Raw genomic sequence first — 22248 nt, forward strand, 5'->3', positions numbered from 1 at the left:
CCGGGGGCTTTGTCTTGACTGGAGCGCCCAAGCTCTTTAGACTTTCGTTCCCCGAAAATGGGCAGGACTGACGTTCTGCTATTTCGTTTATGTCGCAAGACAATCAGTGGAGCTATAGATGGCAACTATCAACCAGCTGGTGCGTAGTGCACGCAAGCGTATCGTCGAGAAATCCGACGTGCCTGCGCTGCAAAACTGCCCGCAACGTCGTGGCGTGTGCACCCGCGTGTACACCACCACTCCCAAGAAGCCCAACTCCGCACTGCGGAAGGTCTGCCGTGTACGTCTGACCAACGGCTTCGAGGTCACCTCCTACATCGGCGGTGAGGGTCACAACCTGCAGGAACACAGCGTCGTGCTGATCCGCGGTGGCCGGGTCAAGGATCTGCCGGGTGTGCGTTATCACACCGTGCGCGGCTCGCTGGACACCACCGGTGTGAAGGACCGCAAGCAGGGCCGTTCCAAGTACGGCACCAAGCGTCCGAAGTAATCACCTTTCTTTTTGTTCGAGTCGATAAGAGTAAGGTCGGGCAATGAGTCCCGAGCTAACCTGAAGACCGTTTTGAGGGCTTATCAATGCCAAGACGTCGTGTAGCGGCCAAGCGCGAAATACTTGACGATCCGAAATACGGAAGCCAGATCCTGGCCAAGTTCATGAACCACGTGATGGAGAGCGGTAAGAAAGCCGTTGCCGAGCGTATCGTTTATGGTGCTCTGGATAAGGTCAAAGAGCGTTCCAAGAATGCCGAACCCCTGGAAGTTTTCGAAAAAGCGCTCGACGCCATCGCTCCGCTGGTCGAAGTGAAGTCCCGCCGTGTCGGCGGTGCTACCTACCAGGTGCCGGTTGAGGTTCGTCCTTCCCGTCGTAATGCCCTGGCCATGCGCTGGCTGGTGGACTCCGCGCGCAAGCGTGGTGAGAAGTCCATGGCTCTGCGCCTGGCGGGTGAACTCATGGACGCTTTTGAAGGCAAGGGTGCCGCAGTCAAGAAGCGCGAAGACGTGCATCGCATGGCAGAAGCCAACAAGGCCTTCTCGCACTACCGCTTCTAAGCCTAGCGCTTCCAATCAAGCGAGGACCTTATGGCTCGTACAACCGCTATTAACCGCTATCGGAACATCGGTATCTGCGCCCACGTGGACGCAGGTAAGACGACTACCACCGAGCGGATTCTGTTCTATACCGGCGTGAACCACAAAATGGGTGAGGTTCACGACGGCGCTGCGACCATGGACTGGATGGTGCAGGAGCAGGAGCGTGGTATCACCATCACCTCCGCTGCCACCACCGCGTTCTGGTCCGGTTCGACCAAGCAGTACGACAAGTACCGCGTAAACATCATCGATACCCCCGGCCACGTGGACTTCACCATTGAGGTGGAGCGTTCCCTGCGCGTGCTGGACGGTGCGGTCGTGGTGTTCTGCGGTACCTCCGGTGTCGAGCCCCAGTCCGAAACCGTATGGCGTCAGGCCAACAAGTACGGCGTCCCGCGCATCGTCTACGTCAACAAGATGGACCGTGCCGGTGCCAACTTCCTGCGCGTCGTCGAGCAGATCAAGAAGCGCCTGGGCCACACTCCGGTCCCGGTTCAGCTGGCCATCGGCGCGGAAGAGAACTTCCTGGGCCAGATCGACCTGCTGAAGATGAAGGCCATCTTCTGGAACGATGACGACCAGGGCATGACCTATCGCGAGGAAGACATTCCTGCGGACATGCTGGCCGATGCCGAGCAGTGGCGCTCCAACATGGTCGAGGCTGCGGCCGAAGCCAACGAAGAGCTGATGAACAAGTACCTGGAAGGCGGCGAGCTGTCGATCGACGAGATCAAGGCCGGCCTGCGTCAGCGTACCATCGCCTGCGAAATCGTCCCGGCCGTTTGCGGTTCCTCGTTCAAGAACAAGGGCGTGCCCCTGGTTCTGGACGCCGTGATCGACTTCCTGCCGGCGCCGGTCGAGATTCCCGCGATCAAGGGTACCAACCCGGACAACGAGGAAATCCACGACGAGCGTCACGCAGACGATAACGAGCCCTTCTCGGCTCTGGCGTTCAAGATCGCTACCGACCCCTTCGTGGGTACCTTGACCTTCGCCCGCGTCTACTCGGGTGTACTGAGCTCCGGTGACTCCGTCATCAACTCGGTGAAGGGCAAGAAGGAGCGCGTCGGCCGTATGGTGCAGATGCACGCCAACACCCGTGAAGAGATCAAGGAAGTTCGTGCTGGCGACATCGCCGCCCTGATCGGCATGAAGGACGTCACCACCGGTGACACCCTGTGCTCGATCGAGAAGCCGATCATCCTCGAGCGCATGGACTTCCCGGAGCCGGTGATTTCGGTCGCCGTCGAGCCGAAGACCAAGGCCGACCAGGAAAAGATGGGTATCGCACTGGGCAAGCTGGCTCAGGAAGATCCCTCGTTCCGCGTCAAGACCGACGAAGAGTCCGGTCAGACCATCATCTCCGGCATGGGCGAGCTGCACCTAGACATCCTGGTGGACCGCATGAAGCGCGAATTCGGCGTGGAAGCGAACATCGGTAAGCCTCAGGTCGCCTACCGCGAAACTATCCGCAACACCTGCGAGATCGAAGGCAAGTTCGTTCGCCAGTCGGGTGGTCGTGGCCAGTTCGGTCACTGCTGGATTCGCTTCGCGCCGGCCGACGAAGGTCAGGAAGGTCTGGAGTTCGTCAGCGAAGTCGTGGGTGGTGTGATTCCGAAGGAATACATCCCGGCGATCCAGAAGGGCATCGAAGAGCAGATGAAGAACGGCATCGTTGCCGGCTATCCGCTGCTCGGCCTGAAGGCCGCTGTGTTCGATGGTTCCTACCACGACGTCGACTCCAACGAGATGGCGTTCAAGATCGCCGCCTCCATGGCGACCAAGCAGCTCACCCAGAAGGGTGGTGCCGTGCTGCTCGAGCCGATCATGAAGGTCGAGGTCGTGACCCCGGAAGACTACATGGGCGACGTCATGGGCGACCTGAACCGTCGTCGTGGCCTGATCCAGGGTATGGAAGACACCGTGACCGGCAAGGTCATCCGTGCCGAGGTTCCGCTGGGCGAGATGTTTGGCTACGCTACGGATGTCCGCTCCATGTCTCAGGGTCGCGCAAGCTACTCCATGGAGTTCTCCAAGTACGCCGAAGCTCCGTCGAACATCGCCGAAGCCATCATCAAGAAACAAGCTTAATCAGCGCTTTGACTAGAGGTTTTATCTCGTGGCTAAAGAAAAATTCGAACGTAACAAACCGCACCTGAACGTGGGCACCATCGGTCACGTCGACCATGGCAAGACCACTCTGACCGCTGCGCTGACCAAAGTCTGTGCCGACACCTGGGGCGGTTCCGCTCGTGGTTTCGACCAGATCGACAACGCGCCGGAAGAAAAGGCTCGCGGTATCACCATCAACACCTCCCACGTTGAGTACGACTCGGCGATCCGTCACTACGCGCACGTCGACTGCCCCGGCCACGCCGACTACGTGAAGAACATGATCACCGGTGCTGCCCAGATGGACGGCGCGATCCTGGTTTGCTCGGCTGCTGACGGCCCCATGCCGCAGACCCGCGAGCACATCCTGCTGTCCCGTCAGGTAGGCGTTCCCTACATCGTCGTGTTCCTGAACAAGGCCGACATGGTTGACGACGCCGAGCTGCTGGAACTGGTCGAGATGGAAGTTCGCGATCTGCTGAACACCTACGACTTCCCGGGCGACGACACCCCGATCGTGATCGGCTCCGCGCTGATGGCGCTGAACGGTAACGACGACAACGAAATGGGTACCTCTGCCGTGCGCAAGCTGGTCGAGACCCTGGATTCGTACATCCCCGAGCCCGAGCGTGCCATTGACAAGCCGTTCCTGATGCCGATCGAAGACGTGTTCTCGATCTCCGGTCGCGGCACCGTGGTCACCGGTCGTGTCGAGCGTGGCATCGTCCGCATCCAGGAAGAAGTCGAGATCGTGGGCATCAAGGCCACCGTCAAGACCACCTGCACCGGCGTTGAAATGTTCCGCAAGCTGCTGGACGAAGGCCGTGCTGGCGAGAACGTCGGCGTGCTGCTGCGTGGCACCAAGCGTGAAGACGTGGAGCGTGGCCAGGTTCTGGCTAAGCCGAACACCATCAAGCCGCACACCAAGTTCGAGTGCGAAGTGTACGTGCTGTCCAAGGAAGAAGGCGGTCGTCACACCCCGTTCTTCAAGGGCTACCGTCCGCAGTTCTACTTCCGCACCACCGACGTGACCGGTAACTGCGAGCTGCCGGAAGGCGTCGAGATGGTGATGCCGGGCGACAACATCAAGATGGTTGTCACCCTGATCGCTCCGATCGCGATGGAAGACGGTCTGCGTTTCGCCATCCGTGAAGGCGGTCGTACCGTCGGCGCCGGCGTGGTTGCCAAGATCATCGAGTAATCGATTGATCTGAAACGAAAAAAGGCCCCTCGGGGCCTTTTTTCTTGCCTCGTGAAATTGACAGATGGCAAAAGAGGCGTTCTTGACAGCCGCTGGCGACATCCTTAGAATTGCGCCTCCTTTAATCGGGCACCTTTTTGTCCGAGAGGAAAGCTTGGAGTCTGAGGTCAAATGCAAAATCAACAAATCCGTATTCGGTTGAAGGCTTTTGATCATCGCCTGATCGATCAATCCACCCAGGAAATCGTAGAAACTGCGAAACGTACTGGTGCTCAGGTGCGTGGTCCGATTCCTCTGCCTACCCGCAAGGAACGTTACACAGTGCTGATTTCTCCGCACGTCAACAAGGACGCTCGTGACCAGTACGAAATTCGTACCCACAAGCGTGTGCTCGACATCGTTCAGCCCACCGACAAGACCGTCGATGCGCTGATGAAGCTCGATCTCGCCGCTGGCGTTGAAGTGCAAATCAGCCTCGGCTGAGACCGTCAAGGTTTCAGTCGTGTAACGCTCTGAAATGGGCGGCCATAGCGGGTGAAAGCCCCGTACACTCAAGAGGTTCTCAACATGACGATTGGTTTAGTCGGTCGTAAATGCGGTATGACCCGCGTTTTCACCGAAGAAGGCGTTTCCGTTCCGGTCACGGTCATTGAGATCGAGCCGAATCGCGTAACCCAATTCAAGAGCGAAGAAACCGATGGCTATCGTGCCATTCAGGTAACCGTGGGCGAGCGTCGTGCTTCCCGCGTGACCAAGGCGCAAGCCGGTCACTTCGCCAAGGCCAGCGTTGCTGCTGGTCGTAGCGTCCTCGAATTCCGCCTGGAAGACGGTGAGTACAAGGCAGGTGACGAAGTTACCGTAGCCCTGTTCGAAGCCGGTCAGATGGTTGATGTCACGGGTCAGTCCAAGGGTAAGGGCTACGCCGGTACCATCAAGCGCTGGAACTTCCGTGGTCAGGACAACACCCACGGTAACTCCGTTTCCCACCGTGCACCTGGTTCCATCGGCCAGTGCCAGACTCCTGGTCGAGTGTTCAAGGGCAAGAAAATGTCCGGTCACCTGGGTGCGGAGCGTGTAACCGTTCAGTCGCTGGAAGTCGTGCGTGTAGACGCCGAGCGCAACCTGCTGCTGGTCAAGGGTGCCGTCCCCGGCGCGCCGGGTGGTGACGTGATCGTGCGTCCCGCTGTCAAGGCCCGTGGTTGAGAGGAGAGAGAACATGCAACTCAATGTGAATGGCTCTCAAGCTATCGAAGTCTCTGAGCACACCTTCGGCGGTGAATTCAACGAGACCCTGGTTCACCAGGCAGTCGTCGCCTACATGGCTGGCGGTCGTCAGGGCACCCGTGCCCAGAAGACCCGTTCCGAAGTCCGTGGCGGCGGCAAGAAGCCCTGGCGTCAGAAGGGCAGCGGTCGTGCCCGTGCCGGTACCATCCGCAGCCCCATCTGGCGCTCCGGTGGCGTGGCTTTCGCAGCCAAGCCCCAGGATCACAGCCAGAAGCTGAACAAGAAGATGTACCGCGCTGCACTGCGCTCCATCCTCGCCGAGCTGGTCCGTCTGGATCGTCTGGTCGTGGTTGACGACTTCGCCGTCGACGCGCCCAAGACCAAGACCCTGGTCAGCAAGCTGGACGGCCTGGGCCTGAGCGACGTGCTGATCGTGACCGACGCTGTCGACCAGAATCTGTATCTGGCCGCCCGCAACCTGCCTTTCGTCGACGTGCGTGATGTCCAGGGTTCCGACCCGGTCAGCCTGATCGCCTACGACAAGGTGCTGGTCACTGTGTCCGCCGTGAAGAAATTCGAGGAGCTGCTGGCATGAACCAGGAACGCGTATTCAAAGTGCTGCTTGGCCCGCACATCTCCGAGAAGGCCACCATGCTGGCGGACAGCCAGAAGCAGTTCGTATTCAAGGTTGCCACCGATGCAACCAAGCTGGAAATCAAGAAGGCCGTCGAGCAGCTGTTCGAGGTCAAGGTCCGCAGCGTCAGCACCCTGAACGTCCAGGGCAAGACCAAGCGTACCGCTCGTGGTCTGGGCAAGCGTAACGACTGGAAAAAAGCGTACATCGCGCTCCAGCCGGGCCAGGATCTCGACTTTTCCAGCAGCGCCGAGTAATCAGGGGGCATCATGGCAATCGTAAAATGCAAGCCGACCTCCGCTGGCCGCCGCTTTGTGGTCAAGGTGGTCAACTCCGATCTGCACAAAGGCGCGCCCTACGCTCCTTTGCTGGAGAAGAAGAGCAAGTCCGGCGGCCGTAACAACAATGGTCGTATCACCACTCGCCACATCGGCGGTGGTCACAAGCAGCACTACCGTCTGGTCGATTTCCGTCGCAACAAGGATGGCATCCCTGCCGTCGTTGAGCGTATCGAATACGATCCGAACCGTACTGCACACATCGCTCTGCTGAAGTACGCCGATGGCGAGCGTCGCTACATCATCGCCCCCAAGGGCGTTGCTGCTGGTGACCAGCTGCTGTCCGGTGCTGGCGCGCCCATCAAGGCTGGCAACAACCTGCCGCTGCGTAACGTGCCGGTCGGTAGCACCATCCACGGTATCGAGCTGAAGCCTGGCAAAGGCGCTCAGATCGCTCGCTCCGCGGGTACCTCCGCTCAGCTGGTCGCCCGCGAAGGCGCCTACGTCACCGTGCGTCTGCGCAGCGGTGAAATGCGCAAGGTGCTGTCCGAGTGCCGTGCCACCCTGGGCGAAGTGTCCAACGGTGAGCACAGCCTGCGTTCGCTGGGTAAGGCCGGTGCCACCCGCTGGCGTGGCGTGCGTCCGACCGTTCGTGGTGTTGCCATGAACCCGGTCGATCACCCGCACGGTGGTGGTGAAGGTCGTACTTCCGGTGGCCGTCATCCGGTTTCGCCGTGGGGCGTCAAGACCAAGGGTCTCAAGACGCGCTCCAACAAGCGTACCGACAAGATGATTGTCCGTCGCGGCAAGTAATCAGTAGAGGATTCGACTGTGCCCCGTTCTCTGAAGAAAGGTCCTTTTATCGATCTTCACCTGTTGAAGAAGATCGAAGTCGCGGTGGAAAAGAACGAACGCAAACCGATCAAAACCTGGTCGCGTCGTTCGATGATCCTGCCGCAGATGGTCGGTCTGACCATCGCTGTGCACAACGGTCGTCAACATGTCCCTGTTCTGGTGAACGAAGACATGGTCGGCCACAAACTCGGCGAGTTCGCTGCTACCCGCACCTATCGCGGTCATGCGGCTGACAAGAAAGCCAAGCGTTAAGGGGTAAGGAAGATGGAAGTAGCCGCTAAGCTGTCGGGCGCTCGTATCTCCGCCCAGAAAGCCCGCTTGGTCGCCGACCAGATCCGCGGGAAGAAGGTGGGCGAAGCGCTCAACCTGTTGACTTTCAGCAGCAAGAAAGCCGCTGAAATCATGAAGAAGGTGCTGGAGTCGGCTGTTGCCAACGCCGAGCACAATGAAGGCGCCGACGTGGACGACCTGAAGGTTTCCACTGTCTTCGTAAACGAAGGTCGTTCGCTCAAGCGCATCATGCCGCGTGCCAAAGGTCGTGCTGATCGCATCGTGAAGCGGTCTTGCCATATCACGGTCAAGGTTGCGGACAAGTAACGGAGTCGATCAGATGGGTCAGAAAGTACATCCCAATGGCATTCGCCTGGGTATCGTCAAGGAGCACACTTCGGTCTGGTACGCGGATAAGCGCACTTATGCGGACTATCTGCTGGCCGACCTGAAGGTTCGTGAGTACCTCCAGGACAAACTAAAAAGCGCGTCCGTAAGCCGTATCGATATTCATCGCCCGGCTCAAACCGCACGCATCACCATCCACACCGCCCGTCCCGGTATCGTGATCGGCAAGAAAGGTGAGGATGTCGAGAAGCTGCGTCAGGACCTGACCGCAAGAATGGGTGTGCCCGTGCACATCAACATCGAAGAGATCCGCAAGCCGGAGCTCGACGGTGCCCTGGTTGCGCAGAGCGTTGCGCAGCAGCTTGAGCGTCGTGTGATGTTCCGTCGTGCCATGAAGCGCGCCGTGCAGAACGCGATCCGCATTGGTGCCAAAGGCATCAAGATTCAGGTGAGCGGTCGTCTGGGCGGTGCTGAAATCGCCCGTACCGAGTGGTATCGCGAAGGTCGTGTGCCCCTGCACACCCTGCGTGCCGATATCGACTACGCCACTGCGGAAGCTCACACCACTTACGGTGTGATCGGTGTGAAGGTCTGGATCTTCAAGGGTGAGGTCATTGGTGGCCGCCAGGAAGAGCTCAAGCCCGTCGCCCCGGCTCCGCGCAAAAAAGCTGCTGCTAAGTAAGGAGTACGCAACATGCTGCAACCCAAGCGTACAAAATTCCGCAAGCAGATGACCGGCCACAACCGTGGTCTGGCTCATCGCGGTAGCAAGGTCAGCTTCGGCGAGTACGCGCTGAAGGCTGTCGGCCGTGGCCGTCTGACCGCTCGCCAGATCGAATCCGCACGTCGTGCGCTGACCCGTCACGTGAAGCGTGGCGGCAAGATCTGGATCCGCGTCTTCCCTGACAAGCCTGTCACCAAGAAGCCTCTCGAAGTGCGGATGGGTAAAGGTAAGGGTAGTGTCGAGTACTGGGTAGCCCAGATCCAGCCGGGCAAGGTCCTGTACGAGATCGAGGGTGTTTCCGAGGATCTGGCTCGTCAGGCATTTGCCCTGGCCGCTGCCAAGCTTCCGCTCGAAACCTCCTTTGTTAAGCGGACGGTGATGTGATGAAAGCGAAAGATTTGCGTGAGAAATCCGTAGAGGAGCTGAACGAGCAGCTTCTCAACCTGCTGCGTGACCAGTTCAATCTGCGTATGCAGAAGGCAACTGGCCAGTTGGGTCAGTCTCACATGCTCTCGCAAGTGAAGCGCGACATCGCTCGCGTCAAGACTGTGCTGAACCAGCAAGCAGGTAAGTGATCATGGCTGAAGCTGAAAAAACTGTCCGTACGCTGACCGGCCGAGTGGTCAGCGACAAGATGGACAAAACCGTCACCGTACTGATCGAGCGTCGCGTCAAGCACCCGATCTACGGCAAATACGTGAAGCGTTCCACCAAGCTGCACGCTCACGACGAAACCAATCAGTGCCGCATTGGTGACCTGGTCACCATTCGCGAAACCCGCCCGCTGGCCAAGACCAAGGCGTGGACCCTGGTTGACGTCGTCGAGCGCGCCGTTCAGGTATAAGGGTAGAGAGCCATGATCCAGACTCAATCCATGCTTGACGTCGCCGACAACAGCGGCGCTCGTCGCGTGATGTGCATCAAGGTGCTCGGCGGTTCCCACCGCCGTTACGCCGGCATTGGCGACATCATCAAAGTCACCGTCAAGGAAGCAATTCCGCGCGGCAAGGTGAAGAAAGGTCAGGTGATGACTGCAGTCGTCGTGCGTACCAAGCACGGCGTCCGCCGCACCGACGGTTCCATCATCCGCTTCGACGGCAACGCCGCGGTTCTGCTGAACAACAAGCAAGAGCCGATTGGCACCCGTATCTTTGGGCCGGTGACCCGTGAACTTCGCTCCGAGAAGTTCATGAAGATCGTCTCCCTTGCCCCCGAAGTGCTGTAAGGAGTAGCCGACATGCAAAAGATTCGTCGTGACGACGAGGTAATCGTCATTGCCGGCAAGGACAAGGGCAAGCGTGGCAAGGTGCTGAAGGTGCTCGCTGATGACCGTCTGGTCGTTGGTGGGGTCAACCTGATCAAGCGCCACACCAAGCCCAACCCCATGCTGGGTGTTCAGGGTGGCATCGTAGAGAAAGAAGCTCCTCTGCATGTCTCCAACGTTGCCATTTTCAACTCCGAGACCAACAAGGCTGACCGCGTTGGTTTCAAAGTCGAAGACGGCAAGAAGATTCGTATCTTCAAGTCGACCCAAAAAGCGGTCCAGGCCTGAAGCTGCTAGGTAGATCACCATGGCTCGATTGAAAGAGATTTATCGGAAGGAAATCGCGCCCAAGCTGAAAGAGCAGCTTCAGCTGGGTAACGTGATGGAAGTTCCGCGCATCACCAAGATCACCTTGAACATGGGTCTGGGCGAAGCGGTCGGTGATAAGAAAATCATCGACAACGCTGTAGCTGACCTGGAAAAGATCGCTGGTCAAAAGCCGGTCGTGACTTATGCCCGCAATTCCATTGCTGGCTTCAAGATTCGCGAAGGCTGGCCGATCGGCGTCAAGGTGACCCTGCGTAGCGATCGCATGTATGAATTCCTGGATCGTCTGCTGTCCATCTCCCTGCCGCGCGTGCGTGACTTCCGCGGCCTGAATGCCAAGTCCTTCGATGGTCGTGGCAACTACAGCATGGGCGTGAAAGAGCAGATCATCTTCCCGGAAATCGATTACGACAAGATCGATGCGCTGCGTGGTATGGACATCACCCTGACCACCACCGCTCGTACCGACGAGGAAGGCCGTGCGCTGCTGCGCGCGTTCAACTTCCCGTTCCGTAACTGATTGAGGTCTTCAGATGGCTAAGCAAAGCATGATTAACCGCGAGCTGAAGCGTCAGCAGACGGTTGCCAAGTACGCCAAGAAGCGCGCCGAGCTGAAGGCGACCATCGGTAATGTCAACGCCTCCCCCGAGGACCGTTGGAATGCCCAGGTCGCCCTGCAGAAGCAGCCCCGTGACGCCAGCGCCAGCCGCATGCGTAACCGCTGCCGCCTGACCGGTCGTCCGCATGGCGTGTACCGCAAGTTCGGTCTGTCCCGCATCAAGCTGCGTGAAGCAGCCATGCGCGGTGACGTGCCCGGCCTGGTGAAGGCCAGCTGGTAACAGCTAGCGCCTTTCATCGCGGTAATTGAATCAAGCCCCTTTTGGGGCTTGATTCGTTTCAGGCTGGTCTCTAGAATGCTCGGCTCGCCCGAATCGGCCTATTGCCGAGGGGTGATTTTGAGAGCCGGTAGGCTCAATTTCTGTATTAGGAGCTAATAGCCCATGAGTATGCAGGACCCGTTAGCAGACATGCTAACTCGTATCCGTAATGCCCAGATGGCTGAAAAGGCCGTTGTGAGCATGCCTTCTTCCAAGCTGAAGGCTGCCGTTGCCAAAGTCCTCAAGGACGAAGGTTACATCGCGGATTTTCAGGTCAGCGCGGAATCCAAGCCGTCGCTGTCCATCGAGCTGAAGTACTTCGAAGGCAAGCCTGTCATCGAAGAGCTGAAGCGTAGCAGCCGTCCCGGTCTGCGCCAGTACAAAGCCGTTGACCAGCTGCCGAAAGTGCGTGGCGGTCTGGGCGTGTCGATCGTTTCCACCAACAAAGGTGTGATGACTGATCGCGCAGCCCGTGCTGCTGGTGTTGGCGGCGAAGTGCTCTGCACAGTCTTCTAAGGGGAATCAGCATGTCTCGCGTTGCTAAAAACCCTGTAAGACTGCCTGCAGGCGTCGAAGTTAATCTGGCCGGTCAGGCTCTTTCGATCAAGGGTGCCAAGGGCGCTCTGGAACTGAAGGTCCATCCGTCCGTTGAAGTCACTCAAGAGTCCGGTGAGCTGCGTTTCGCCGCTCGCAATGGCGATCAGCAGACCCGTGCGATGGCCGGCACTACCCGTGCCCTGGTCAACAACATGGTGGTCGGCGTTAGCCAGGGCTTCGAGCGCAAGCTGCAACTGGTCGGTGTGGGCTACAAGGCCCAGGCCAAAGGTCAGGTGCTGAACCTCGCTCTGGGCTTCTCTCACCCCGTGGACTACGACCTGCCGCAAGGCATCACCGCAGAAACCCCCAACCAGACCGAAATCCTGATCAAGGGTATCGACAAGCAGCTGGTCGGCCAGGTTGCGGCTGAGATTCGTGGTTTCCGTCCGCCGGAGCCCTACAAGGGCAAGGGTGTACGGTATGCCGACGAAGTCGTCCACCGTAAAGAAGCCAAGAAAAAGTAGGGCATAGCAAATGACCGTCAAGAAAGAAACCCGACTGCGTCGCGCTCGCAAGGCTCGCCTGAAGATGCGCGAGCTGGAAGTGGTCCGTCTGTGCGTGTACCGCTCTTCCCAGCACATCTATGCCCAGGTCATCGCGGCCGATGGCAGCAAGGTCCTGGCCAGCGCTTCTACGCTGGACAAAGAACTGCGCGAAAGCGCTACCAGCAACGTCGAGGCGGCCAAGAAAGTTGGTCTGCTGGTCGCCGAGCGTGCCAAGGCCGCTGGCGTTACCCAGGTGGCCTTTGATCGTTCTGGCTTCAAGTACCATGGTCGCGTCAAAGCGCTGGCCGACGCTGCTCGTGAAGGCGGGCTGGAGTTCTAAGTCATGGCAAATAACGATCAAAAGCGCGACGAAGGCTATATCGAGAAGCTGGTTCAAGTTAACCGCGTAGCCAAAACCGTGAAAGGCGGCCGTATCTTCGCCTTCACCGCTCTGACCGTGGTTGGCGATGGCAAAGGCCGCGTTGGCTTCGGCCGTGGCAAGGCCCGTGAAGTGCCTGCCGCCATCCAGAAGGCTATGGAAGCTGCTCGCCGCAACATGATCCAGGTGGATCTGAACGGCACCACCCTGCAGTACCCGGTCAAGGCCGCCCATGGCGCCTCCAAGGTGTACATGCAGCCCGCTTCCGACGGTACCGGCATCATCGCTGGTGGTGCCATGCGCGCCGTCCTGGAAGTCGCTGGTGTGCAGAACGTCCTGGCCAAGTGCTACGGCTCCACCAACCCGGTAAACGTTGTGTACGCGACCTTTGAAGGTCTCAAGCACATGCAGGCGCCGGAAGCTGTTGCCGCCAAGCGTGGCAAGAGCGTCGAGGAGATTCTCTGATCATGGCTAACGCAACCGTCAAGGTCACGCTGATCAAGAGCGTCCACGGCCGCCTGGCCAATCACAAGGCTTGCGTCAAGGGTCTCGGCCTGCGTCGCATCGGTCACACCGTCGAAGTTCAGGACACCCCTGAAAATCGCGGCATGATCAACAAGGCCTACTACCTTCTGCGTGTGGAGGGTTAAGTCATGAAACTGAATGATCTGCGTTCCGCTCCCGGCGCTCGCCGCGAGAAGCTGCGTCCCGGTCGTGGTATCGGTAGCGGCCTGGGCAAGACCGGTGGCCGCGGCCACAAGGGTCTGACCTCCCGTTCCGGTGGCAAGGTTGCCCCCGGTTTCGAGGGTGGCCAGCAGCCGCTGCACCGTCGTCTGCCGAAATTCGGCTTCGTCTCGCTGAAAGCCCTGGACCGTGCCGAGGTTCGTACCTCCGAGCTGGCCAAGGTTGATGTCGATGTGGTCGATCTGCAGGCGCTGAAAGACGCCAACGTGATCAGCCGCGACATCAAGCGTGTCAAGGTTGTGCTGTCCGGCGACGTCACTCGTGCCGTCACCCTGAAGGGCATTCGTGCCACCAAGGGCGCACGTGCAGCCATCGAAGCAGCTGGCGGCAAGATCGAGGAATAAATGGCTAAGCAAGGTGCTCTCTCTGCGCTCAGCAAGACCGGTGGTATGTCCGAGCTGTGGACCCGCCTCCGATTCCTGTTCCTGGCGATCATCGTCTACAGGATCGGTGCGCACATCCCTGTTCCGGGTATCAATCCCGATCAGCTGGCCGCACTGTTCAGGCAGAACGAGGGGACCATTCTTAGCCTCTTCAACATGTTCTCTGGCGGTGCGCTGGAGCGGATGAGCATCTTTGCACTGGGGATCATGCCGTACATCTCGGCCTCGATCATCATGCAGCTGCTTACCGCCATCAGCCCACAGCTGGAGCAATTGAAGAAAGAGGGTGAGTCTGGTCGTCGCAAGATCAGCCAGTACACCCGTTACGGCACGCTGGTTCTGGCGCTCGTTCAGGCCACCGGGATGTCGGTTGGACTCGCCAGTCAGGGCGTCGCGTTCAGCGTGGGCTTCAGCTTCTATTTCGTCGCTGTCACCACGTTTGTCGCCGGCGCGCTGTTCATGATGTGGCTGGGTGAGCAGATCACCGAGCGCGGTATCGGCAATGGCATCTCGATGCTGATCTTCGCCGGTATCGTCGCGGGCTTGCCCCGCGCCATCGGTCAGTCCTTCGAGTCGGCACGGCAGGGCGATATCAACATCTTCGCGCTGATCATGGTGGGTGTGGTGGCGGTTGCCATCATCGCCTTCGTGGTGTTCATCGAGCGTGGGCAGCGTCGTATTGCCGTGCACTACGCCAAGCGTCAGCAGGGCCGCAAGGTCTTCGCGGCGCAGAACAGCCATCTGCCGCTCAAGGTGAACATGGCTGGGGTCATCCCGGCGATCTTCGCCAGCAGCATCCTGCTGTTCCCGGCATCGCTCGGTTCGTGGTTTGGTCAGTCCGAAGGTCTCGGCTGGTTGCAGGACGTGGCTCAGGCCATCGCTCCCGGTCAGCCGCTGAACATCTTGCTGTTTAGTGCAGGAATCATCTTCTTCTGCTTCTTCTATACAGCGCTGATGTTCAACCCCAAGGACGTGGCCGAGAACCTGAAGAAATCCGGAGCGTTCATTCCGGGTATTCGTCCTGGTGAGCAGTCCGCGCGCTATATCGATGGCGTGCTGACCCGACTGACCATGTTCGGTGCCCTGTACATGACGGCGGTGTGCTTGTTGCCCCAGTTCCTGGTGGTCGCGGCGAACGTGCCGTTCTATCTCGGTGGGACGTCGTTGCTGATCGTGGTGGTAGTGGTCATGGACTTCATGTCTCAGGTCCAATCCCATCTCGTATCTCATCAATACGAGTCCCTGATGAAGAAAGCCAACCTGAAGGGTTACGGCGGCGGCATGATGCGCTGATCCGTTACCCGTAAGGTTAGAGGAGTTGTCATGAAAGTTCGTGCATCGGTCAAGAAGCTGTGCCGTAACTGCAAGATCATTCGCCGCGAAGGCGTCGTGCGCGTGATCTGCAGCGCTGAACCGCGTCACAAGCAGCGCCAAGGCTGAGTGTGAATCACGCGTCTAACCCGGCAGCTAGTGTGCTGCCGGGTTGATCATTTGTTCCTACAGCGTTAATATCGCGCGCCCTTTTCTTGGCTTCCGGGGCGTCGGTAGCTGTCAATTGGAGTTTTTCTGAATGGCCCGTATTGCAGGCGTCAACATTCCAGATAACAAACACACTGTTATCTCGCTGACCTACATCTATGGTGTCGGTCGCACCACCTCTCAGAAGATCTGCGCGGCCACCGGCATCCAGCCGACCGCCAAGATCAAAGAACTGAGCGACGAGCAGGTCGATCAGCTGCGTAACGAGGTCGCCAAAATCCTCACCGAGGGTGACCTGCGCCGCGAAATCAACATGAACATCAAGCGCCTGATGGATCTGGGTTGCTACCGCGGTCTGCGTCACCGCCGTGGTCTGCCGGTCCGTGGTCAGCGCACCAAGACCAATGCCCGTACCCGTAAGGGCCCGCGCAAGCCGATCCGCAAGTAATCGCATCCGCGAATCGACAGGAATCTAGTCATGGCAAAACCTGCTGCTCGTCCTCGTAAGAAAGTCAAAAAGACAGTGGTTGATGGCATCGCCCACATCCATGCGTCTTTCAACAACACCATCGTGACCATCACCGATCGTCAGGGCAATGCATTGTCCTGGGCGACCTCCGGTGGCTCCGGCTTCCGTGGCTCCCGTAAGAGCACCCCGTTCGCTGCCCAGATTGCAGCCGAACGTGCCGGCCAAGCCGCTCTGGAATATGGTCTGAAGAATCTGGACGTGAACGTCAAAGGTCCCGGCCCCGGCCGTGAGTCCGCTGTTCGCGCCCTGAATGCCTGTGGTTACAAGATCGCCAGCATCACCGACGTGACGCCTATCCCGCATAACGGGTGCCGTCCGCCGAAGAAGCGTCGCGTGTAATAGGAGACAGTGAGAAATGGCTCGTTACATTGGTCCCAAGTGCAAACTGTCCCGCCGCGAAGGCACTGACCTCTTCCTGAAGAGCGGCGCTCGTGCCCTCGACTCGAAGTGCAAGCTGGAAACCGTTCCTGGCCAGCATGGTCAGCGTCGCGGTCGTCTGTCCGACTACGGTCTGCAGCTGCGTGAAAAGCAGAAAGTCCGCCGTATCTATGGTGTCCTCGAGCGTCAGTTCGCCGGTTACTACCAGGAAGCTGCCCGTCGCAAGGGTGCTACCGGTGAAAACCTGCTGCAACTGCTCGAATGCCGTCTGGATAACGTGGTGTATCGCATGGGCTTCGGTGCCACTCGCGCTGAATCGCGCCAGCTGGTCTCCCACAAGTCGATCACCGTCAACGGTCAGACCGTCAACATTCCCTCCTATCAGGTCAAGGTCGGCGACGTCGTCGCGGTCCGTGAAAAGGCCAAAAACCAGCTGCGTATCGCTCAAGCTCTCGAGCTGTGCGGCCAGCGTGGCCGGGTTGAGTGGGTCGAAGTGAGCACCGAGAAAAAGGAAGGCACCTTCAAAAGCGTGCCGGCCCGTGGTGATCTCTCCGCCGACATCAACGAAAACCTGATTGTCGAGCTCTACTCCAAGTAAGGGCTAGAAAGTAGGTGCATCCATGCAGAGTTCGGTAAATGAGTTCCTGACCCCCCGCCATATCGATGTGCAGGCGGTTAGTCAGACCCGTGCCAAGATCACCCTCGAGCCTCTCGAGCGTGGTTTCGGCCATACCTTGGGCAACGCGCTGCGGCGTATCCTGTTGTCCTCCATGCCTGGCTGCGCGGTAGTCGAAGCAGAGATCGACGGTGTCCTGCACGAGTACAGCGCCATCGAAGGCGTGCAGGAAGACGTGATCGAGATCCTGCTCAATCTCAAGGGTCTGGCCATCAAGTTGCACGGCCGTGACGAAGTCACCCTGAGCCTGAGCAAGAAAGGTCAGGGGCCGGTTCTGGCCTCTGACATTCAGGTCGATCACGACGTCGAGATCGTCAACGGCGATCACGTCATCGCCCACCTGGCGGACAACGGTTCGCTGAACATGAAGCTGAAAATCGCTCGCGGTCGTGGCTATGAGCCCGCCGACGCGCGTCAGAGCGAAGAAGACGAAACCCGCGCAATCGGTCGTCTCCAGCTCGATGCTACGTTCAGCCCGGTTCGTCGCGTGGCCTATGTGGTGGAAAACGCCCGGGTCGAACAGCGTACCAACCTGGACAAGCTCGTGCTTGACCTGGAAACCAACGGTACCCTGGATCCGGAAGAAGCCATCCGTCGTGCCGCTACTATCCTGCAGCAGCAGCTGGCAGCGTTCGTCGACCTTAAGGGCGACAGCGAGCCGGTCGTGGTCGAGCAGGAAGACGAGATCGATCCGATCCTGCTGCGTCCGGTGGACGATCTGGAACTGACCGTCCGTTCGGCCAACTGCCTCAAGGCGGAGAACATCTACTACATCGGTGACCTGATTCAGCGTACCGAAGTGGAGCTGCTCAAGACCCCGAACCTGGGCAAGAAGTCCCTGACCGAAATCAAGGACGTTCTGGCCTCGCGTGGTCTGTCGCTCGGTATGCGCCTGGACAACTGGCCCCCTGCAAGCCTTAAGAAGGACGACAAGGCTACTGCCTGATCGTCATTGTTCACCGAACGATAGTTTGGGAAGGAATTTCAATCATGCGTCATCGTAAAAGTGGTCGTCATCTGAGCCGCACGAGCGCACATCGCAAGGCCATGTTCCAGAACATGGCTGTGTCGCTGTTCGAGCACGAGCTGATCAAAACTACCCTGCCGAAAGCCAAGGAACTGCGCCGCGTTGCCGAGCCGCTGATCACCCTGGCCAAGGAAGACAGCGTCGCCAACCGTCGTCTGGCTTTCGACCGCACCCGCTCGAAAGCTGCCGTTGGCAAGCTGTTCAACGACCTGGGCAAGCGCTACGCCAACCGTCCGGGTGGCTACCTGCGTATCCTGAAGTGCGGCTTCCGCGCTGGCGACAATGCGCCCATGGCGTACGTCGAGCTGATCGACCGTCCGGTCGGCGGTACTGTGGAACAAGCTGCTGAATAAGTAGCGCTGTTCTGGAAAAAGCCGGGCTCCTGCCCGGCTTTTTCATGCCTGGCGTTTGGCGAAGCCGCAGGCAGGCCCTTCTACTTGGATTTTCTATCAGGATGCTAGGATCAATAAATTAGTCCTAAAGTATTGCCTTGGCGATACTTCTCCCACGCGATCAGCAAGCGCTATTCAAGGGAGACAACCTGTGACCGATACCAAGATCCTCACCACCGCCAGCGGCATTCCGGTGGCCGACAACCAGAATTCCCGTGCCGCCGGCCCGCGCGGTCCGCTGATGCTCGACGACTTCCATCTGATCGAGAAGCTGGCCCACTTCAATCGTGAGGTCATTCCCGAGCGACGCGTGCACGCCAAGGGTTCTGCCGCCTATGGCACCTTTACCGTCACCCAGGACATCACCCATCTCTCCAGCGCCAAGCTGTTCGCCAGCGTCGGCAAGCAGACCGAGACCATCCTGCGCTTTTCCACCGTGGGTGGTGAGCGCGGCTCTGCGGATACCGAGCGCGATCCGCGTGGCTTCGCTCTCAAGTTCTATACCGAAGAAGGCAACTGGGACATCGTCGGTAACAACACCCCGGTGTTCTTCATCCGCGATCCGCTCAAGTTTCCCGACTTCATCCACACCCAGAAGCGCGATCCCTGGAGCAATCTGAAGAGTCCGCAGATGATGTGGGACTTCTGGTCGCTGTCGCCGGAATCGCTGCATCAGGTAACCATCCTGTTTTCCGATCGCGGCATCCCGGATGGCTATCGCTTCATGCATGGATTCGGCAGCCATACCTTCAGCCTGATCAATGCCCAGGGCGAACGGCACTTCGTGAAGTTTCACTTCAAGAGCCAGCAGGGGATCAGGAACCTGGCGCCGACCGAGGCCGCACGTCTGGCCGGGAGCGATCCGGACTACAGCCAGCGCGACCTGTTCCAGGCCATCGAGCGTGGCGAATTCCCCCGCTGGAAGCTGTGCATCCAGGTGATGAGCGAGCAGGAAGCGGCCGGTCGCGCCGAAAATCCTTTCGACGTCACCAAGGTCTGGTCGCAGCAGGACTATCCGTTGCAGGAGGTAGGCCTGCTGGAGCTCAATCGCAATCCGCAGAACTACTTCGCCGAGGTGGAGCAGGCGTCCTTCGCGCCAAGCAACGTGGTACCGGGCATCGGCCTGTCGCCGGATCGCATGCTGCAAGGACGGGTGTTCGCCTATGCCGATGCCCAGCGCTATCGGGTGGGAACCAATTACCAGCAGTTGCCAGTCAATGCGCCGCGCTGCCCCTATGCCAACAACCAGCGTGACGGGGCCATGAGATTCGATGGCAATGGCGGTTCCCAGCCGAACTACGAGCCCAACAGCTATGGCCATACGCCCAGGCAGGCGCCGCAATATCGTGAGCCGGCGCTGAATTTCGCCGGTCCGGCCGATCGCTACGACCACCGGGTGGACGAGGATTACTACAGTCAGGCCGGTGCGCTGTTCCGCCTGATGAACGCGGACCAGCAAGCGTTGCTGATCGACAATATCGTCGGTGCCATGGCTTCGGTGACCCGGGATGTCCAGCTGCGGCAGATCGGTCATTTTCTCAAGGCCGATCCTGCCTATGGCATGGGTATCGCCAAGGGGCTGGGGATGGATCCCAGCGAAGTGGCCTGACCCAAGGGGTAGAAGGAGCCCGGCGGATGCCGGGCTTTTTTTCGCCACTAAAAAAGTGCGGGAAAGGCTGCCTCGGACGCCACTTGCGACGTCGCAGTGCTAAGGTTCGCATCAAGCGCGAAAACACGAGGCTCGCTCTCCCGTCATGACTGTGTTTGGAGTGTCTTTGCGCCAGCTCTGGGCGCACGAAAAGGCCAGCTATGGCGTTCGCGTCTTTGTCGCCCTGAGCGGCGCCATGGCTGTCTGCTGGTCGCTGGGCGATCTGCGCGCGTTGTCGCCGGTGTTTCTCGGCATCATCGCCAGCGCCCTGGCGGAAACCGATGACAGCTGGCTGGGCCGTCTCAAGTCGCTGGTGGTCACCCTGCTGTGCTTCGCGGTTGCCGCCTTCGCGGTCGAACTGCTGTTTCCCTATCCGTGGATCTTTGTGGTGGGCCTGGGCCTGGCCACCTTTAGCCTGACCATGCTCGGCGCCATCGGCGAGCGCTATGCGTCCATCGCCCAGGCTACGGTGATCCTGTCGATCTACGCCATGATTGGCGTGGATCAGCGGCTGGGTACCCAGGTACCGTTGTGGTACGAGCCGGCGCACCTGCTGGCCGGGGCGCTGTGGTACGGCCTGCTCTCGGTGCTCTGGTGCGCGCTGTTCGCCCACCAGCCGGTGCGGCAGAATCTGTCCGCGCTCTATGGCGAACTGGAGACCCTGCTCCGGCTCAAGGCGGAGATGCTCGAACCGGTGCGCGGGGTGGATCTGCATCGGCGGCGGGTGCTGCTGGCCCAGCAGAACGGCAAGGTGGTGCAGGCGCTGAACCAGGCCAAGGCGACCATTCTCAATCGCTTCGGCCGCTCGGGGCGGCCGGGCGCACGTTCAGGGCGCTACTTCCGTCTGTATTTCATGGCGCAGGACATCCATGAGCGCGCCAGTTCCTCGCACTATCCCTACAGCGCCCTGACCGAGGCGTTCTTTCACAGTGATATCCTCTTTCGCTGCCAGCGCCTGCTCAAGCTGCAGGCCGCAGCCTGCCGCAACATGGGCGAGGCGATCCGACTGGGGCAGCCCTTCGAATATGGCCAGCAGAGTCAGCAGGGGCTGACCGATCTGCAGGCCTCGCTGGAGTATCTCAAGCAGCAGCAGAATCCGCGCTGGCGCGGCCTGCTGCGCTCCCTGGACCTGCTCGGGCACAATCTCTCGACACTGGAGCGGCAATTTTCCGAGGCGGGCAACAGCGACTCGGGGGCGGCGGATCTGGATACCAGTCTGCTGGATCCGGCGGCGCGCTCGTTGCGCGAGGTGTTCCAGCGTATCCGCCTGCAGCTGACCCCGACCTCGCTGCTGTTCCGCCATGGCCTGCGCATGGCGCTGGCGCTGATGGCCGGCTATGGCGTGCTGCACCTGATCCACCCGGTCAACGGCTACTGGATCCTGCTGACCACGGTGTTCGTCTGCCGCCCGCAGTACGGGGCGACCCGGGTGCGGCTGGTGCAGCGGATCGTCGGCACGGTAATCGGCCTGTTGCTGGGCAGTGCCTTGCTGGAGCTGTTCGCGCAACCGGAGATCCAGCTGCTGCTGGCGCTGGTCGCCGGTCTGGTGTTCTTCATCACCCGGACCGATCGCTACACCGTCGCCACCGCGGCCATCACCCTGATGGTGCTGTTCTGCTTCAACCAGGTGGGCAACGGTTTCATGCTGATCTGGCCGCGGCTGCTGGACACCCTGCTGGGTTGCCTGATCGCGGTGCTGGCGGTGTTCTTCGTCCTGCCGGACTGGCAGGGGCGCCGCCTGCACCTGGTGATGGCCAACACCCTGCGCACCAACGCCCTCTATCTGCGCCGGTTGCACGAGCAGTACCGCACCGGCAAGCGCGACGACCTCGATTACCGCGTGGCGCGGCGCAACGCCCACAATGCCGATGCGACGCTGTCGGCGGCGCTGGCCAACATGCTGCGCGATCCCGGGCATTTCCGGCGCAACCTGGAAGCGGGCTTTCGCTATCTGGCGTTGTCCAACACCTTGCTGGGTTATCTGTCGGCCCTGGGCGCGCATCGCCGCCAGCTGGAAGCGGCTGAGCACGATGCCCTGGTGGAGCGCGCCGTGACCCGTATCGCCGAGGGCATGGAGGCCATAGCCGCCGCAGTGGCGGAGCGGCGCAGTCTGCCGCCTACCGCCGAAGAGGAAAGCAGCCTGGCCGACCAACTGGAAGCCGCGGCGGATGATAACGACGACGGCTATCGACTGGTGTGCACCCAGCTGGCGCTGATCTGCCGGCTGCTACCCAATCTCAAGAGCGCCGCCAACCATACCCTGCGCGAACAAACCCGCGAGGAACCGGCAGCGGTTGCCGCCGGTGCTTGAGCAAGGTTGGCGC

General features: G+C 59.8%; 34 protein-coding genes. All 34 read left to right on the forward strand.

Annotated features, from left to right (window positions below; all coding sequences use genetic code 11):
* Positions 1–118 precede the first annotated feature (118 nt).
* On the forward strand, positions 119–490 hold the full coding sequence (gene rpsL, locus AABM56_RS02090) for a 30S ribosomal protein S12 (RefSeq protein WP_007163089.1): 372 nt from the start codon (positions 119–121) through the stop codon (positions 488–490).
* Between the two features lie 86 nt (positions 491–576).
* Entirely contained in the window at positions 577–1050 is a 474-nt protein-coding gene (rpsG, locus tag AABM56_RS02095) for a 30S ribosomal protein S7 (RefSeq protein ID WP_007163088.1), read from the forward strand.
* A 30-nt stretch (positions 1051–1080) separates the two neighbouring features.
* Positions 1081–3183 carry an elongation factor G gene (fusA, locus tag AABM56_RS02100; RefSeq protein ID WP_133860558.1) on the forward strand — a complete coding sequence of 701 codons (2103 nt, stop codon included), beginning with the start codon at positions 1081–1083 and terminating at the stop codon, positions 3181–3183.
* Positions 3184–3211: 28 nt separating this feature from the next.
* Positions 3212–4405: an elongation factor Tu gene (gene tuf, locus AABM56_RS02105; protein WP_133860552.1), complete on the forward strand. Its 1194-nt coding sequence runs from the start codon at positions 3212–3214 to the stop codon at positions 4403–4405.
* Between the two features lie 171 nt (positions 4406–4576).
* Positions 4577–4888 carry a 30S ribosomal protein S10 gene (rpsJ, locus tag AABM56_RS02110; RefSeq protein WP_003243886.1) on the forward strand — a complete coding sequence of 104 codons (312 nt, stop codon included), beginning with the start codon at positions 4577–4579 and terminating at the stop codon, positions 4886–4888.
* Positions 4889–4972: 84 nt separating this feature from the next.
* Entirely contained in the window at positions 4973–5608 is a 636-nt protein-coding gene (gene rplC, locus AABM56_RS02115; protein WP_007161251.1) for a 50S ribosomal protein L3, read from the forward strand.
* 13 nt (positions 5609–5621) lie between these two features.
* Positions 5622–6224: a 50S ribosomal protein L4 gene (gene rplD / locus AABM56_RS02120; protein ID WP_017640279.1), complete on the forward strand. Its 603-nt coding sequence runs from the start codon at positions 5622–5624 to the stop codon at positions 6222–6224.
* Positions 6221–6520 carry a 50S ribosomal protein L23 gene (rplW, locus tag AABM56_RS02125; protein WP_007161249.1) on the forward strand — a complete coding sequence of 100 codons (300 nt, stop codon included), beginning with the start codon at positions 6221–6223 and terminating at the stop codon, positions 6518–6520. Before rplD ends, rplW begins: the two co-directional genes overlap by 4 nt.
* 12 nt (positions 6521–6532) lie before the next feature.
* Complete coding sequence (gene rplB, locus AABM56_RS02130) at positions 6533–7354, forward strand: 50S ribosomal protein L2 (protein WP_007161248.1); 822 nt, start codon at positions 6533–6535, stop codon at positions 7352–7354.
* Between the two features lie 18 nt (positions 7355–7372).
* Positions 7373–7648: a 30S ribosomal protein S19 gene (gene rpsS, locus AABM56_RS02135; protein WP_007161247.1), complete on the forward strand. Its 276-nt coding sequence runs from the start codon at positions 7373–7375 to the stop codon at positions 7646–7648.
* 12 nt (positions 7649–7660) lie between these two features.
* On the forward strand, positions 7661–7993 hold the full coding sequence (gene rplV / locus AABM56_RS02140) for a 50S ribosomal protein L22 (protein WP_007161246.1): 333 nt from the start codon (positions 7661–7663) through the stop codon (positions 7991–7993).
* A 13-nt stretch (positions 7994–8006) separates the two neighbouring features.
* On the forward strand, positions 8007–8696 hold the full coding sequence (gene rpsC / locus AABM56_RS02145) for a 30S ribosomal protein S3 (protein WP_007161245.1): 690 nt from the start codon (positions 8007–8009) through the stop codon (positions 8694–8696).
* A gap of 12 nt (positions 8697–8708) precedes the next feature.
* Positions 8709–9122: a 50S ribosomal protein L16 gene (gene rplP, locus AABM56_RS02150; protein ID WP_017640282.1), complete on the forward strand. Its 414-nt coding sequence runs from the start codon at positions 8709–8711 to the stop codon at positions 9120–9122.
* Entirely contained in the window at positions 9122–9313 is a 192-nt protein-coding gene (rpmC, locus tag AABM56_RS02155; protein ID WP_007161243.1) for a 50S ribosomal protein L29, read from the forward strand. The genes rplP and rpmC overlap by 1 nt, the downstream gene beginning before the upstream one ends.
* Before the next feature lie 2 nt (positions 9314–9315).
* Positions 9316–9582 carry a 30S ribosomal protein S17 gene (rpsQ, locus tag AABM56_RS02160; protein WP_007161242.1) on the forward strand — a complete coding sequence of 89 codons (267 nt, stop codon included), beginning with the start codon at positions 9316–9318 and terminating at the stop codon, positions 9580–9582.
* Between the two features lie 12 nt (positions 9583–9594).
* Entirely contained in the window at positions 9595–9963 is a 369-nt protein-coding gene (rplN, locus tag AABM56_RS02165; RefSeq protein ID WP_007161241.1) for a 50S ribosomal protein L14, read from the forward strand.
* Between the two features lie 12 nt (positions 9964–9975).
* Entirely contained in the window at positions 9976–10290 is a 315-nt protein-coding gene (gene rplX, locus AABM56_RS02170) for a 50S ribosomal protein L24 (RefSeq protein ID WP_017640283.1), read from the forward strand.
* Between the two features lie 19 nt (positions 10291–10309).
* Positions 10310–10849 (forward strand): 50S ribosomal protein L5, encoded by a 540-nt coding sequence (gene rplE, locus AABM56_RS02175; RefSeq protein ID WP_007161239.1) that lies wholly within the window; start codon positions 10310–10312, stop codon positions 10847–10849.
* Between the two features lie 13 nt (positions 10850–10862).
* Positions 10863–11168 carry a 30S ribosomal protein S14 gene (rpsN, locus tag AABM56_RS02180; protein ID WP_017640284.1) on the forward strand — a complete coding sequence of 102 codons (306 nt, stop codon included), beginning with the start codon at positions 10863–10865 and terminating at the stop codon, positions 11166–11168.
* Positions 11169–11330: 162 nt separating this feature from the next.
* Positions 11331–11723 (forward strand): 30S ribosomal protein S8, encoded by a 393-nt coding sequence (gene rpsH / locus AABM56_RS02185; protein WP_017640285.1) that lies wholly within the window; start codon positions 11331–11333, stop codon positions 11721–11723.
* Between the two features lie 11 nt (positions 11724–11734).
* Complete coding sequence (rplF, locus tag AABM56_RS02190; protein ID WP_017640286.1) at positions 11735–12268, forward strand: 50S ribosomal protein L6; 534 nt, start codon at positions 11735–11737, stop codon at positions 12266–12268.
* Between the two features lie 10 nt (positions 12269–12278).
* The gene (gene rplR / locus AABM56_RS02195) at positions 12279–12629 is read left to right on the forward strand and encodes a 50S ribosomal protein L18 (protein ID WP_007161235.1); all 351 of its coding nucleotides are present in this window, start codon (positions 12279–12281) and stop codon (positions 12627–12629) included.
* Between the two features lie 3 nt (positions 12630–12632).
* A complete protein-coding gene (rpsE, locus tag AABM56_RS02200; RefSeq protein ID WP_007161234.1) occupies positions 12633–13133 on the forward strand; it encodes a 30S ribosomal protein S5 in 501 nt (166 codons plus the stop codon).
* A gap of 2 nt (positions 13134–13135) precedes the next feature.
* Positions 13136–13318: a 50S ribosomal protein L30 gene (gene rpmD / locus AABM56_RS02205; protein ID WP_007161233.1), complete on the forward strand. Its 183-nt coding sequence runs from the start codon at positions 13136–13138 to the stop codon at positions 13316–13318.
* A 3-nt stretch (positions 13319–13321) separates the two neighbouring features.
* Positions 13322–13756, forward strand: a complete 435-nt coding sequence (rplO, locus tag AABM56_RS02210) for a 50S ribosomal protein L15 (RefSeq protein WP_133860559.1) — start codon at positions 13322–13324, stop codon at positions 13754–13756.
* Positions 13757–15088: a preprotein translocase subunit SecY gene (secY, locus tag AABM56_RS02215; protein ID WP_133860560.1), complete on the forward strand. Its 1332-nt coding sequence runs from the start codon at positions 13757–13759 to the stop codon at positions 15086–15088. It abuts the gene before it with no gap.
* Between the two features lie 30 nt (positions 15089–15118).
* On the forward strand, positions 15119–15235 hold the full coding sequence (gene rpmJ, locus AABM56_RS02220; RefSeq protein ID WP_002555468.1) for a 50S ribosomal protein L36: 117 nt from the start codon (positions 15119–15121) through the stop codon (positions 15233–15235).
* Between the two features lie 130 nt (positions 15236–15365).
* Entirely contained in the window at positions 15366–15722 is a 357-nt protein-coding gene (gene rpsM / locus AABM56_RS02225; protein ID WP_017640288.1) for a 30S ribosomal protein S13, read from the forward strand.
* 30 nt (positions 15723–15752) lie between these two features.
* A complete protein-coding gene (rpsK, locus tag AABM56_RS02230) occupies positions 15753–16142 on the forward strand; it encodes a 30S ribosomal protein S11 (RefSeq protein WP_003281811.1) in 390 nt (129 codons plus the stop codon).
* A gap of 16 nt (positions 16143–16158) precedes the next feature.
* Positions 16159–16779 (forward strand): 30S ribosomal protein S4, encoded by a 621-nt coding sequence (gene rpsD, locus AABM56_RS02235; protein ID WP_017640289.1) that lies wholly within the window; start codon positions 16159–16161, stop codon positions 16777–16779.
* A gap of 22 nt (positions 16780–16801) precedes the next feature.
* Positions 16802–17803, forward strand: coding sequence for a DNA-directed RNA polymerase subunit alpha (gene rpoA, locus AABM56_RS02240; protein ID WP_017640290.1), 1002 nt, complete (start codon positions 16802–16804; stop codon positions 17801–17803).
* A 44-nt stretch (positions 17804–17847) separates the two neighbouring features.
* A complete protein-coding gene (gene rplQ / locus AABM56_RS02245) occupies positions 17848–18237 on the forward strand; it encodes a 50S ribosomal protein L17 (protein WP_007161227.1) in 390 nt (129 codons plus the stop codon).
* Between the two features lie 190 nt (positions 18238–18427).
* On the forward strand, positions 18428–19885 hold the full coding sequence (locus AABM56_RS02250) for a catalase (RefSeq protein WP_133860561.1): 1458 nt from the start codon (positions 18428–18430) through the stop codon (positions 19883–19885).
* 145 nt (positions 19886–20030) lie between these two features.
* Positions 20031–22235 carry a YccS family putative transporter gene (gene yccS / locus AABM56_RS02255; RefSeq protein ID WP_178083887.1) on the forward strand — a complete coding sequence of 735 codons (2205 nt, stop codon included), beginning with the start codon at positions 20031–20033 and terminating at the stop codon, positions 22233–22235.
* Positions 22236–22248 lie beyond the last annotated feature (13 nt).

The organism is Pseudomonas aestiva (assembly GCF_039908605.1).
In the GTDB taxonomy this organism is placed as follows: domain Bacteria; phylum Pseudomonadota; class Gammaproteobacteria; order Pseudomonadales; family Pseudomonadaceae; genus Chryseomonas; species Chryseomonas aestiva.

Coding starts and splice junctions, on each gene's coding strand:
- rplN (WP_007161241.1), top strand. CDS start 9,595: ATGATCCAGACTCAATCCATGCTTGACGTCGCCGACAACAGCGGCGCT.
- rplW (WP_007161249.1), top strand. CDS start 6,221: ATGAACCAGGAACGCGTATTCAAAGTGCTGCTTGGCCCGCACATCTCC.
- rpsH (WP_017640285.1), top strand. CDS start 11,331: ATGAGTATGCAGGACCCGTTAGCAGACATGCTAACTCGTATCCGTAAT.
- rplV (WP_007161246.1), top strand. CDS start 7,661: ATGGAAGTAGCCGCTAAGCTGTCGGGCGCTCGTATCTCCGCCCAGAAA.
- rplO (WP_133860559.1), top strand. CDS start 13,322: ATGAAACTGAATGATCTGCGTTCCGCTCCCGGCGCTCGCCGCGAGAAG.
- rpsJ (WP_003243886.1), top strand. CDS start 4,577: ATGCAAAATCAACAAATCCGTATTCGGTTGAAGGCTTTTGATCATCGC.
- rpsQ (WP_007161242.1), top strand. CDS start 9,316: ATGGCTGAAGCTGAAAAAACTGTCCGTACGCTGACCGGCCGAGTGGTC.
- rplX (WP_017640283.1), top strand. CDS start 9,976: ATGCAAAAGATTCGTCGTGACGACGAGGTAATCGTCATTGCCGGCAAG.
- rpsN (WP_017640284.1), top strand. CDS start 10,863: ATGGCTAAGCAAAGCATGATTAACCGCGAGCTGAAGCGTCAGCAGACG.
- rplQ (WP_007161227.1), top strand. CDS start 17,848: ATGCGTCATCGTAAAAGTGGTCGTCATCTGAGCCGCACGAGCGCACAT.
- rplR (WP_007161235.1), top strand. CDS start 12,279: ATGACCGTCAAGAAAGAAACCCGACTGCGTCGCGCTCGCAAGGCTCGC.
- fusA (WP_133860558.1), top strand. CDS start 1,081: ATGGCTCGTACAACCGCTATTAACCGCTATCGGAACATCGGTATCTGC.
- rplF (WP_017640286.1), top strand. CDS start 11,735: ATGTCTCGCGTTGCTAAAAACCCTGTAAGACTGCCTGCAGGCGTCGAA.
- rpsC (WP_007161245.1), top strand. CDS start 8,007: ATGGGTCAGAAAGTACATCCCAATGGCATTCGCCTGGGTATCGTCAAG.
- rplP (WP_017640282.1), top strand. CDS start 8,709: ATGCTGCAACCCAAGCGTACAAAATTCCGCAAGCAGATGACCGGCCAC.
- rpmC (WP_007161243.1), top strand. CDS start 9,122: ATGAAAGCGAAAGATTTGCGTGAGAAATCCGTAGAGGAGCTGAACGAG.
- rplE (WP_007161239.1), top strand. CDS start 10,310: ATGGCTCGATTGAAAGAGATTTATCGGAAGGAAATCGCGCCCAAGCTG.
- rpsD (WP_017640289.1), top strand. CDS start 16,159: ATGGCTCGTTACATTGGTCCCAAGTGCAAACTGTCCCGCCGCGAAGGC.
- rplB (WP_007161248.1), top strand. CDS start 6,533: ATGGCAATCGTAAAATGCAAGCCGACCTCCGCTGGCCGCCGCTTTGTG.
- rpsE (WP_007161234.1), top strand. CDS start 12,633: ATGGCAAATAACGATCAAAAGCGCGACGAAGGCTATATCGAGAAGCTG.
- rpsK (WP_003281811.1), top strand. CDS start 15,753: ATGGCAAAACCTGCTGCTCGTCCTCGTAAGAAAGTCAAAAAGACAGTG.
- rpmD (WP_007161233.1), top strand. CDS start 13,136: ATGGCTAACGCAACCGTCAAGGTCACGCTGATCAAGAGCGTCCACGGC.
- rplD (WP_017640279.1), top strand. CDS start 5,622: ATGCAACTCAATGTGAATGGCTCTCAAGCTATCGAAGTCTCTGAGCAC.
- yccS (WP_178083887.1), top strand. CDS start 20,031: ATGACTGTGTTTGGAGTGTCTTTGCGCCAGCTCTGGGCGCACGAAAAG.
- rpmJ (WP_002555468.1), top strand. CDS start 15,119: ATGAAAGTTCGTGCATCGGTCAAGAAGCTGTGCCGTAACTGCAAGATC.
- rpsM (WP_017640288.1), top strand. CDS start 15,366: ATGGCCCGTATTGCAGGCGTCAACATTCCAGATAACAAACACACTGTT.
- rplC (WP_007161251.1), top strand. CDS start 4,973: ATGACGATTGGTTTAGTCGGTCGTAAATGCGGTATGACCCGCGTTTTC.
- rpoA (WP_017640290.1), top strand. CDS start 16,802: ATGCAGAGTTCGGTAAATGAGTTCCTGACCCCCCGCCATATCGATGTG.
- rpsL (WP_007163089.1), top strand. CDS start 119: ATGGCAACTATCAACCAGCTGGTGCGTAGTGCACGCAAGCGTATCGTC.
- rpsG (WP_007163088.1), top strand. CDS start 577: ATGCCAAGACGTCGTGTAGCGGCCAAGCGCGAAATACTTGACGATCCG.
- secY (WP_133860560.1), top strand. CDS start 13,757: ATGGCTAAGCAAGGTGCTCTCTCTGCGCTCAGCAAGACCGGTGGTATG.